This window comes from Streptomyces sp. NPDC086080, from assembly GCF_044540255.1.
Taxonomy (GTDB): Bacteria; Actinomycetota; Actinomycetes; order Streptomycetales; family Streptomycetaceae; genus Streptomyces.
On sequence record NZ_JBITRU010000043.1, the window covers coordinates 39,905 to 51,085 of the forward strand.

An 11,181-nucleotide genomic window follows, 5' to 3' on the forward strand; every position below is an offset into this window, starting at 1 on the left:
CGGGCCGGCCAGCAGTGGCGCCAAGGAGCCCTCCGCCCCCAGGGCAGCACCTTGGGACACCGGTGGCTCTGCTCCCTTCCTGCGCCCGGCCAATCCGGTACTTCCTCCCGGCGCATGCAGGCGCCCCAGAAAGCCCTGCGGTCGGCGCTGACAAGCATTCAGCTCAGCGCCGACCGCGGCCTTCCACCCCAGGTGCCGCAACAGGACCGGCCAGCGCCGGGCCGCCCCCGATGCCCCGGCATAAGCCTGCACCTTGGAGCAGCCGGGCCTTCGAGAAGCACGCCCCCCTCCCAGCGAAGTTGCCGACGCTCGCAGCCGGTTCGGGCTGACGGCTCCGCGCCGTACCCGCCCTCCCCCGGCATGACGCCGCCTCACGGCCCTGACAAACAGCCGGGAATGCCAGTGCCGTTCCCCCTCTGGCACCGCCAACACCCAGCGCAAGCACAGCACTTCCGGTCCTTTCCACGATTCCTATCCATGTAGGGAGCAGACCGCATGAGTGACTCTTCTGCCGGCCCGCAGGGTGCCGGCAAAGCGGTGTTCACCGCCCGCTCGGGGCGGCTGGCCGCGCTGCCGCGGTTGCTGTCGCTGGACCAGAGCGGCGAGCTGACCAGCGCGCACGTGAAGCTGGTGGCCACGGCTGTGGGCCGCTCGGAGCGGGCGGTGTGGCGGTGGGTCGCCGAGGCGCGCGCCACCGGGCACGTCGATGCGGCGTCCCGGGCACGGTTCAGCGTCACCCCGGAGCTGCGGCGGCTGCTGGTGGTGTGGGGAGGCAACGCCTCCGCCGTGCACCGTGAGCTTAAGCAGCGGGCCCTCGCCGATCCCCGGCTGCCTGCGGCTCCGTCGCTGTCGACGATCCATCGGGCGCTGCGCCGGGATCTGACGCCCGGGGAGCGGGCCGGGCTCGCCAAGGGGGAGGCCGCCCGGCGGGCCTTCGATGTGTTCGGGCAGCGTCCGCCCGCGCACCGCAACGCCGCCTGGGAGGGCGACCACAAGTGTGTGCCCGTGCGGGTGTTGCTCGAGGACCAGCTCATGCAGCCCTGGGTGACCTGGTTCATCGACTGCCACACCAAGGTCATCACGGGGGTGGCTGTGACGCCCCATGCGCCCAGCGCGGATGCGGTGCTGGCGGCCCTGCGGATGGCCCTGGACCGTGCCGATCCCTTCGGGCCGGCCGGCGGCCTGCCGGGCCTGATCCGGGTGGACCGCGGCAAAGAGTTCCTGTGTGCCACCGTCGCCTCGGCCCTGGGCGCCTTCGCCGTGCCCGTCGTCGATCTCCCGGCATACAGCCCGCATCTGAAGGGCACCATCGAGGCGCTCAACGGTGCGGTCGAGGACATGCTGTTCGTCTCCATGCCGCGCTACGTACACCGGCAGACGCTCACCGGCGGGCGCACCGCGGATCCGGACGAGCCCGCTCTCTCTTTCGAGGCGTTCGTGGAACTGCTGCTGAAGTGGGTGCGCTGGTGGAACACCGAGCACCAGCCCAGGGCGCTGGGCGGCCGCACCCCGATGCAGGCGTGGTCGTGCGACCCCACTCCCCTGCACGACGTTGCCGCCGAACAGCTGGCCCATTTCGGGCTCGAGGACGACGGACGCACCCGCACCATCACCACGCAGGGCGTGCGGTGGCGCAACCGCCACTACATCGCCCCCTGGATGGTCGGCCAGGCCGGCGTCCGCGTCGCGGTGCGCCACTTGCCCCACCACGACATGACCATCGAGGTCTTCGGCCTGGACGGCGTGCACTTGGGCAGCGCCGTCCTAGCCGAGGCGGCCAGCGAGGAGCAGGTCAACAAGGTCCGCAAAGCCCGCACCGCCAAGGCGCGGCGGCTTCGCGCGGACATGAAGGCCGCAGCGCGGCTGCGCCGTGAGCGCTTCGAGGCCGTCACCACCGCCATCCCTCCCGAGCGTCTGGGTGCGCTGACCGAGGCGGAGGCCGAGGCAGAACTTGCCGAGTCGGACACCACGGACCTGCGGCGGGCCGATCCCGGCTTCATCCCGCACCAGCCCGTCCCGGACGGGTGGGCACGCCCGGTCCCGCCGGCCGCGGACGGGCCGGACGACGACACCCCTGAGGAGAACGCGTGAGCGGCGACATGGACTGCGGCAGGCTGCCCGCAGAGGACGAGGACCACTTCCACCGCCTCGATGCGCATCTGGTGGCCACCGACACGCTCATGACGACCCTGGACGACGTCCAGGCGACGATCGACGCCAAGGCGATGATGGTCGCCTACGGAGCGGCCGGATACGGCAAGACGATGTCGGTGAACTCGGCGCTGCGCAAGATCGCCCCCGACAACACCTACCGCCTGGAGCTGCGCTCGGGACCGACCCCCCGCGACATCCGCCACGGACTGTTCAACGCCCTGGGGCTGCCCGGGGAACCGCCGACCCGGCCGATCGAATTCGACACGCTCCTGAAGGAGACGCTGTCGCAGACGTTCCGTGTGCTGGTGTGCGACGAGGCCCAGTGGATGGGCCGCAGTTCGTTCGAGTACTGGCGTCACCTGTGGGACGACCGCAACACCGACATCGCTGTGATCTTCGCCGGAGGCGATGGCTGCTACAAGGTCCTCAAGCGGGAACCGATGCTGGCGTCACGGATCTTCATCTGGCAGAAGTTCACGCGCATGCCCGAGGCCGAAGTCGTCGGCACGCTGCCGGCGTTCCATTCCCTGTGGGCCGGGGTGGACCCGCAGATGATCCGCAACATCGACCGGGCCGCGGCCCACGGCAACTTCCGCAACTGGGCCACCATCACCAAACACACGCTCAACGGCATGCAGAAGAAGGGCCTGACCGAGGTCAGGCAGGACCTCGTCAACTGGGTGTACAGCAAGCTGGGCGGCATGTAGCAGCGCCCGCGCATGCGCGGCGGCCCGGGAAGCGCGGGTCACCGCCGACGACTTCGCACGCCGCGCAGACCGGTCCTGGCGTCTCCGTATGCGGACCGATTGTGCGGTGCGCGGCTAGAAGGGAGGCGGTGGCGTTGGTCTACGGCGACGTGACGATCGTGGTGGACGAGCGGGACGACCTGTTCTACACGCGGGCGGCGCTGCAGGCGCACCGGCCCGGTGAAGGCCGCGTCACCGTGCAGCCGACGCCGGCCAGCGGCAGCCCGGCCGCGCTGGCGCACGACATGCTGTATGCGCTGGGCAAGCGGCTGGCCCCCGGGCCCCACTCCCCCGATGTGTGGCTGGATTCGGTGAACGCGGCCTGGCTTGCCGCGGCTGCCTGGGGTGCCGCGATCGGGGTGCGGCACGTTGTGGTCCCCCGGGCTCACCTGCTGACCATCCGGCGCATCGACCAACTGCTCGCCTGGCGCGAGTCGACGGGGGCTCAGCTGACCCTGCTGTGGCAGACGGCCTCGCGCGGACTGCCGCTGGTGCTGGCCCGCGTGGAGCGCCGTATCAGCGGCCGGGACCAGTTCGAGGCGCTCCTTGCCGAGCCGGGACCGATACCCGCGCGCCCGTTCTTCCCTCCCGCTCCACCGATGGCGGGGCCGGCGGTGGTGGCGGTGGCTGCGGGGCAGTCACTCGCCTGGCAGCCGCGGGAGACTCGGGCTGCGTCGCTGAGGCCCGGACGGCTAGCTCCCCCTTGCACTGGAGCGATGGCAACGGCGCAGCTGGTCCAGACCGCCCCTGCTCTCGAGATCGCGTCCGAGGAGGCCGCCGCTCTGGCCGCTCTCGCGCACCCGCTCATCGCCGGAGCGCTAAGCGTGCTGGCCTTCACCCGGGCCGGCCTGGGCAGCCTGCGCTTCACCCGCGATCTCGACATCACCGGCGATGTCTGCGCCATCAAGCTCCATGGAGTCGGGCATCGGTACTGCCCTTTGCACGCCGTGCCTGCCTGGGCACGCCCGCTGCTGGCCGGCGCGCGCGCCCACCACCGTCTGACGGCCCACCCGCCCGCGGACGGCGTGTTCGCCCCCGTCATGCTTGCCGAAGCCCGGCATCTGCGCGCGCACGCCGGACGTCTGCCTCAGCTCGACCTGTCCCTGCCCGCCGGCGCCCTCGTCCCTTGAGCCGTGCGCAGCGAGGCACTCGCCCTGCGCCAAAGACGCGGCAGCGTGTTGATGCCGTGTTCGCAGCAGGCCACCGGCTGGAGCAGGAAGGCAGGGGGCCGGGCACGCCCGGCCCCCTGCCTTCCTGCTGGCCGCTGCCCGCTTCTGGGAGGTCAGGAACTGCCGGACACGTGCACGGCTTTCAGCAGACCGGGGAGTGCGGGGAGGACTTCGTCGTAGAGCGTCTCCTGTTCGCAACCGTGCCCGTCGGTCCGGGCGATCTCTTCGGCCAGGTCGCGCAGGGCCTCGATGCCGTCGCACGCCAGCTGGGCGGCGAGCTTGCGGTTCTCCTTCAGTTTCGTGGGCTCCTGGCGGTACTTGGTGCCGCCCCGGTAGAGGTCGACGCTCATCGCGACGGGTGTGACGTGCCGCCCGATGCGGTCGGCGAGGTTGCCGATGATGCGGATGCCGTGGGCGTCGAGGTCGCCCCATGCCGCAAGGGGCAGGCCGTCGAGGCCGCGGAGGAATTCGGCCAGGCCGTCGGTCGCATAACCCTTGCCCCAGATGCACAGCCAGGTGTCGGCGATCTCCGGGATCTTGCAAACCTGTTCGAAGGTGTCCTCGTTCTCGACCAGGAAGACGCCTCGGGCGTCGCAGGAGATCATGCCGAGGGCGCGGACACCGCGGGCGGGGAGCGCGAGCCAGGGGCGGCAGGCTGCCGCGTCGGCGATGACGGTACCGACGCGCCACTGCAGGGGGCCGCGGATGCGTAGTTCGGTGTCGGCCTTGTCGACGGCCTGGTCGAAGGGGATGCCGATCAGGTTGGAGAAGGCCTGCTGCCGGGCGGGGGTCCAGGCGCTCTTGGTGTCGCGCAGGCTGCGTCCGGCGAGCTCCTTCGCGGTGATCTTGCGTGGTGCGCCTTGGGCGGGCCACCAGACGCCGGCGGCCCGGATGGCGATCTCGTATACCCGCCAGTCCTCGGCCCTGGTGGCGGTGTCTTCGGGGATCTTCAGGACCCGTCCGGGCGGGGTCGTGGCCAGCAGGGCGTGCTCATGGGCGAGCTCAGGGATGCCGGACATGATGTCGAGGAGCTCGCGGTGCAGGTCCTCGGGGTGCTGGCGGCCCTGGAGTTCGGCGAGTTTGTCCTCGGCGAGTTCGGCCCATGACCGGGTCAGGGTCCATGAGCGCGGACTGTAGCCGGTGGCGTTGACGACGTCGCAGCGCAGGATGACGGCGCCGCAGCGGATGAGGTCGGCCACGATCTGCCAGGCGTTGTCGCCGAGGTCGGCCTGGATGGTGGGCCAGCGTTTGGCGGTCTTGGTCTGCAGGACTTTGATCAGTTGTCGGGTGGTCAGGGTGGGTGGCGGGTCGTAGGGGCTGACGGGGTGGTCGGCGACGAGGTCGACCTGCCGGGGGCTAACGCGTCGTCGGCGGTCTCGGGGGACGCGCACGTGGATGGTGTCGTCGCTGTCCTTGGTGATGCGCGGCAGGGTGACGGCGGTGATGCCTGGCGGCAGGTTGCGCAGGGGAACGGTCTCGCGGCCGTGTGCCTCGCCGATGAGGAGTGGAGGTTGGGGGGTGAGGTCAGGCATGGGCGCGTCCTGCGGTGATCCAGTCTTCGGTGAGTTGGGTGCGGGCGCCGTTGCTGTCGAAGGCCCATGCGCTGGTGGGCTGGTTGATGATGTCGGCTGGTGATGCGTGGACGAACCACAGCAGTTCCCCGCAGACGTCGGCGGCGTCGGCGAGGACGCTGTCCTGGCAGGTGCCGAGGATGGTCAGGTGCTGGTCGCGTGCGACGTCGCGCAGGGCGGTGAGCATGTCCTTGCGGTTGACTTCCCCGAGGCTGTTGCCGAGTTCGTCCAGGATCAGGACTCTGCCCTGGGTGTGGGAGTCGGCCAGGAGCGCCGCGAGGACTAGCAGGATGGCGTGCACCTTGACCTGGGCGCTGTTGGCGTTTTCTCGGTAGGAGACGTATCCGCCGCTGCGGGAGCGTTTCCATCGCGGGATGACCTGCCACTGCCAGTCCCCGGCGCCCTGGGGGCGGATGCTGATGTGCTCGAGTTTGGCTCCGTGGCCGTCGCTGCGCAGGTCGAGGTCGTGGAATGCGGCGCTGATCTGAGCGAAGAGGCCGTCGAGGTGCTTTTCGATCATGTCCTGGAGGGTTTCCAGGTTGCGGGCGCTGGTGGCGACGCCGTCGGTGAGTTCTGCGATCGCCTGCTGTCGGGCGTGCTGGTCGTGGGTGATGCGCGCTGCGGCGACCTCGTCCTGGTCCCGATGGCCGGCGAGGCGGTTGTCCAGCGGGGCTGCCACGTCGGCGAAGGTGAGGGAGGGGAGGCCGGCGGGATCGGTGTCGGCGAAGGACTGCATCATTTCCTGGCCCGTGCGGAGGTCTTGGCTGACGTCCGCGCCCGGGGTGCCGTCGACGCCGTAGTGCTCGTAGGCCCGGCGCAGTTGGTCTTCCGATTGTCGGCGCAGGGCTGCCGGCCGGGAGGAACGGGTCTGGTCCGATGCCTGGTCCAGGAGGCGGGTGGCGTCTTCGAGGGTTGCGCCCCACTGCCGCTGCCACTGGGATGCGGCGACCTGCTCGCGCTGGCGTTCGAGGGCGGCCAGGTTGCGCTGGCGTTCCTTGAGCGCCTTGCCGGCCCCTTCCAGGGTGAGCTTTGCGCTGGTGAGTAGCTGCTTGTGGGAGGCGTGCCGGGCCACGGCGTCCTGCCAGACCTGCTGGAGCTCCTGCTCGTCGCGAGCGGCGTTGGCGGAGCGGCCGGCGAGATTGTCGATCTTGGTCTGGAGGTCGTTCTCCTGGGTGCCAAGGTGTGCGAGTTCTTCAGCCGCCTGGGCGGCTGCGTGCAGGGTCTGGGCCAGGGTGAGGGCAGCGGTGGCCGCGGTCATGGCTTCGGTGGCCGCGGTGCAGGCGTGCTCGGCGGCTGCGAGGTCGGCGCGAGCCTGCCGGAGTTGGGCTTCGCGTCCGGCCAGGGTGGTGGGGAAACCGCCCGTCACGGTCAGCGCCAGTGCCTGGTCACGGACGGCCAAGCCGTCGGACGAGGGAATCAGGCGCTGTTGGAGGGTGGCGAGGAAGCGGGTCACGTTCAGGGTGCTGTGGATGCCCTCGGGCAGGGCTTTCTGCCCGGTGTCGGAGGAGATGATCTGGGCGCCGGGCAGAGCGGCATGCAGCAGGCGGCGGGCCGTGTCTTCATGCTCGGGTTCGACGACGATCGCGTCCTGCCAGGGGGCCAGACGCGGTTCCCACTCCGGGCGGGCGGCCTCGTCCACGTTGAGCTGGTCGAGCAGGCCGTGCGCACGGATGCGGTGTTCGCCCAGCAGATCGATGGCGCGGCCGGCTTGACCGCTGCGGCCCTGCTCGACGTCGTGCAGGTGGGTGCGGGCACGGGTGACGGCGATCTCGGCTTCGTCGCATTGCAGCTCTGCCTTGGCGTGCTCGCGTTGGCGTTGGTCCAGGCGGGCGGCCGTGGCGGTCCAGTTGCTGCCGTCCCAGCCCTGCGCTGCAGGTAGCAGGGTGGCCCGCCGACTCCGCAGCATCGCTTGTTGCGTAGTCAACTCCGTCATTCTCCTGGACAGTTCGCCGACAAGTTGTTGGGCGTCGGACCATGCCTGGTGGGCTGCGCCTCTTTGGGTGGCGAGTTCTTCGGCGGACCCGAGCAAGTTCAGACGGTCCTCGGCGTCCTGCACCAGGACCGCGGCTGTCTCGGCGGCCTGCCTCTCCTCCTCCATGAGCGCGGCAACGCGCTGGTCACTGTGGTGGGCGTCGCGGTAGGAGGCCGCGAGGTAGCGGTGCCATGCCTCGTGGCCGCGCTGGAGGGCGAGGCGGGCGGTCTCGCGGGCGCGCACACCGCTCATCACCTGTTCTTCGGCGAGCAGTGCCTGGGTGTGCTCGGTCTGGGCCTTCTCGAGGCTGATCCGATGCTGCAGGGCCTGGCCGCGCAGGTCGTCTTCCTCCTCCAGCAGGGGGGTCATGCCTGACAGGGCGATCAGGGAGCGGCCGATGTCGTGGGGCTCCATCTCGGTCAGCTGCTGGCTGAGCAGTGAGGGCACGGGCGGGCGCAGGGCCGTGTCGAGGTAGGTGAGGCAGCGCGGGGCGGTGCCGTAGAGCTTCTCGGCCATGGCGCGGGCGGACAGGAGCTGACGGGTGCCCAGCTCGCGCCACAGGGCGTCGGCCTGGATGCTGCGCTCGTGATCGGTGGGGGCGTCGGCGACGTGCAGGCCTTCGGTCCAATTGGCCTGCAGATAGGGGGTGGTGGTCGCGATGCGGACCCAGACGGTCAAGGGGTTCGCGGCCGGTTCGTCGGGGTGGGCGAAGACGCCGACGATGTAGCCGTGGGTGACCGGGGACGCCTGGTGAGCCTGGTCGACGCCTGCTGCGTCGGGGCGGAACAGGATGCCGCTGGCGTGCCGGCCCCCGTTGGTCTCCAGGCGCCACTGCGGATCGGCCAGCAGCAGGGAGACCGCGATGAGGAAGCTGGTCTTGCCGGAGCCGTTCGAGTCGTCTTTGGGGCCGAGACCCGAGACGGCGATGAAGGTCTCCGGGACGATCGGGACGGCGTGTGCCGTGAGCCGGGCAATGTCGAAGGCCTGGACAGCGATGAGCTGGCGGTCGCCGACGATGCCCCGGGACGGGTCGGAGGTGGGCGGGGTGGTCATGATCTGTCATGCACCTCGTGATCAAGAGCAGTGGCCGTCGGCGCGGTGGGGCGGGCGCGGCGCCGGCGGATCGATTCGGCAAGAGCACTGTCGGGATCGGCGAGCAGGATCAGCTGTTCGAACAGTTCGGCGCCCACAGCCGGCGTCAGCCGCAGGAACTGGTGGCCCAGGACGTAGCCCGTTCTGGTCCGGCGGACCAGGTCGGCGTCGGTGAGGCGCTGCAACGCGCTGGTGAGAACGACGTCGGACACCTGGCAGGCCCTGAGCTGGTCCCTGGGCACGGGGGTGCCCTGGGTCCATAGCCGCTCGGGCAGGGCGGTGCCGGACGCTCGGGGAATGGCGACGCTGAACAGCAGGATCAAGGTGAGGACGGCGCGGTCGTCGCGCGGCAGGACTCCGATTCCTTCGTGCGCCAGACGTTGTCTGATCTCGTCGGTGTAACCGGAGAGGTAGCCGCCGCCGACCGCGAGCAGGGTGCGTCCGGATGCGGCCAGGACCTGTTCCACCACGATGCGCAGCGGGATCTCGGCGAGGGCACGGTAGTGGACGGACGGTACGGGGACCACGGCGGTCTCCACGGCGCAGACCGCCGCTCGGACGTCGGCCCGCCGGTTGTGGGACAGGGCTTGCAGTGCCGGTACGTCCACGGGCTCACCCCTTCCTCGGAGCGGGCAGGATGTCGTAGCCGTTGCGCAGTTCGGCCACATCGCGCTCGGACCACAGCGCGACCATGGGTCCGAGGCGGATCATGCCGTCGCCGACGTCTGCCGCGAGGTGTCCGCATGCGCGCAGAAACCGCAGGGCCGTCAGGAAGTGCCCGGTCTGCCCCAGCACAGCCGCGCCGTCGCGGGGCGCGAGGGTGTCCTGGAGAGGAGTCAGGGCGGCGAGGACGTCCTGCTGCGCGGCGGGTTGTCCCGGGTACAGCGGCTGGCTGGCGTCGGGCCAGCAGTGGCGGATGCAGCAGGCCAGGGTGAGCAGGCGGACGGTCGAGGCGGTTCGGTGGACGTCGCTGTCGCCCAGCGCGCCACTTGCCGGTTCCACATCGGGGGCCCAGCCGGTCATCAGCTCCTGGGTCCCGTCGGGGGTGACGACATCGACCAGCCGGCGCTCCACATCGTCGGCGGCGCAGCGCAGCTGGGTGAGTTCTGCGCGGTCCGCCGGGACAGGGACCGTGCGCAGGGCTCGGGCCCGTGCCAGCAGGTAGGGGTCACTCATGAGGGCTCTGCGGTGCGGCTTCGGTGTCGTCGTTCATGTCTTGTGGGCTGTCGGGAATGCGGTACACAGTCACTGGCGAGGCGTAGGTGACCGGTCCTGCGGCGTCGACGATGACCTGGCGGGAGATGTCGAGCATGAGCGGGATGGCGGGGTCGGCTGCAGCGCGCAGCATGTCGACCAGGTGCTTGACCGCTGTCTGCCAGGGCAGGGCACGCAGGCGGACGGTGACGTCGGCTTCGTCCTTTCCGGCCATGAGCAGGGTCACGGTGGCCTCTCGCCGCTGCCGTGCGAGCGCGGCCTTGGCGCGTGCGGTCTCGACCGGATCCGGGCCGGGCGGCTGCGTCGGGGGGCGCGGCAGGCGCTGCCGCGGCGGCGGGGGCTGGTGGTCGGCTGCGGCGGTGAGGATCTGGCCCGTGGTGATCTGGACGTGGGGCGGATCGAAGACGGTCGTGGCGAACACCTGCGCGAGCGTTTCCGTGGAGGAGCGAAGGGCCGCAGTCAGGTACTGCTCGGGTAGGAGCATGCTGAAGTCGCGCCGGGTGGTGGCTTGTTGCATGAGCCGGTCGTGGAACTCGTGGACGGCTCCTGTGTAGCGCAGGGCTTCCCGGATCAGGCGGGTGCCGCCGGAACGCAGTGCGGGGTACTGCTCGGCGACGGCATGGACGAGGTGTTTCGCTTCCTCGAGCGATGTGGTGTGGGCGTGGTGGTGACGCTGGCCGAGCAGTTCTTCGATGGGCCTGGTGCGCACCAGCCGCAGCAGGTGGTTGGTGTAGTTCGCAAGGCTCCGCCGGGCCTGGGCGATCTTGGCGGCCAGTTGTTCCTCGGTCAGGGAGCCGTTCAGGAGGCCTTCGCGGGCCCGGTCCAGCAGCATGGTGATCTCCTGGACACCGCCGGCCTCCCCCAGACGCTCGTACACCAGCAGTGCGGCACCGCTGGTCGGGTTGAACACATACCGCTGGTCGTATGACTTGCCGTGCAGCGACTCCAGCAGACGAAGTTTGATAAAGACCCGGAATCTTGAATCGAACTCGTCGGCGGAGGCCACCGCGGCGCAGGCCTGGGCTATCTCCCCGCGGCTCAGGCCGTGTTCGGAGCCGAAGTCGCCGAACACGTCCCGGACGGCCTCGGCGATGCGCAGTGCCACCGGATCGCGTGTCACTGCGCTCGGTGCAGCAGCGACCGGTGCCACGAATGGCGCTATGTGCTCTAGGCCGTGTTTTGGAACTGAGCTCTTGAACACGCCTCAGGCCGTGATGATCTCGGTGTGGGGCGTGGGGACCTTTCGGATGATCAGTGGTTGG

The 11,181-nt window shown here is 70.3% G+C and carries 8 protein-coding genes; 3 read left to right on the top strand and 5 right to left on the bottom strand.

Translation table 11 applies throughout. From position 1 onward, the window contains the following. Window positions 1-495: 495 nt before the first annotated feature. From ACIF9R_RS33740 to ACIF9R_RS33750, 3 genes are all read left to right on the top strand, one after another. Complete coding sequence (locus ACIF9R_RS33740) at window positions 496-2,091, top strand: Mu transposase C-terminal domain-containing protein (protein ID WP_399986230.1); 1,596 nt, start codon at window positions 496-498, stop codon at window positions 2,089-2,091. Then, window positions 2,088-2,861: an AAA family ATPase gene (locus tag ACIF9R_RS33745; RefSeq protein WP_399986231.1), complete on the top strand. Its 774-nt coding sequence runs from the start codon at window positions 2,088-2,090 to the stop codon at window positions 2,859-2,861. Before ACIF9R_RS33740 ends, ACIF9R_RS33745 begins: the two co-directional genes overlap by 4 nt. A 128-nt stretch (window positions 2,862-2,989) precedes the next feature. After that, window positions 2,990-4,030 carry a hypothetical protein gene (locus tag ACIF9R_RS33750; protein ID WP_399986232.1) on the top strand — a complete coding sequence of 347 codons (1,041 nt, stop codon included), beginning with the start codon at window positions 2,990-2,992 and terminating at the stop codon, window positions 4,028-4,030. A gap of 152 nt (window positions 4,031-4,182) precedes the next feature. Here ACIF9R_RS33750 and ACIF9R_RS33755 read toward each other — a convergent pair whose 3' ends face one another. The 5 genes from ACIF9R_RS33755 to ACIF9R_RS33775 are packed head-to-tail and all read right to left on the bottom strand — an operon-like array spanning window position 4,183 to window position 11,024. Then, window positions 4,183-5,601, bottom strand: coding sequence for a Wadjet anti-phage system protein JetD domain-containing protein (locus ACIF9R_RS33755; protein ID WP_399986233.1), 1,419 nt, complete (start codon window positions 5,599-5,601; stop codon window positions 4,183-4,185). Further along, a complete protein-coding gene (locus ACIF9R_RS33760; protein WP_399986234.1) occupies window positions 5,594-8,665 on the bottom strand; it encodes a hypothetical protein in 3,072 nt (1,023 codons plus the stop codon). Before ACIF9R_RS33760 ends, ACIF9R_RS33755 begins: the two co-directional genes overlap by 8 nt. Continuing rightward, entirely contained in the window at window positions 8,662-9,312 is a 651-nt protein-coding gene (locus ACIF9R_RS33765; protein WP_399986235.1) for a hypothetical protein, read from the bottom strand. The genes ACIF9R_RS33760 and ACIF9R_RS33765 overlap by 4 nt, the downstream gene beginning before the upstream one ends. A gap of 4 nt (window positions 9,313-9,316) precedes the next feature. After that, window positions 9,317-9,880: a hypothetical protein gene (locus ACIF9R_RS33770; RefSeq protein WP_399986236.1), complete on the bottom strand. Its 564-nt coding sequence runs from the start codon at window positions 9,878-9,880 to the stop codon at window positions 9,317-9,319. Continuing rightward, window positions 9,873-11,024 carry a hypothetical protein gene (locus ACIF9R_RS33775; RefSeq protein WP_399986237.1) on the bottom strand — a complete coding sequence of 384 codons (1,152 nt, stop codon included), beginning with the start codon at window positions 11,022-11,024 and terminating at the stop codon, window positions 9,873-9,875. The genes ACIF9R_RS33770 and ACIF9R_RS33775 overlap by 8 nt, the downstream gene beginning before the upstream one ends. Between the last annotated feature and the right edge of the window lie 157 nt (window positions 11,025-11,181).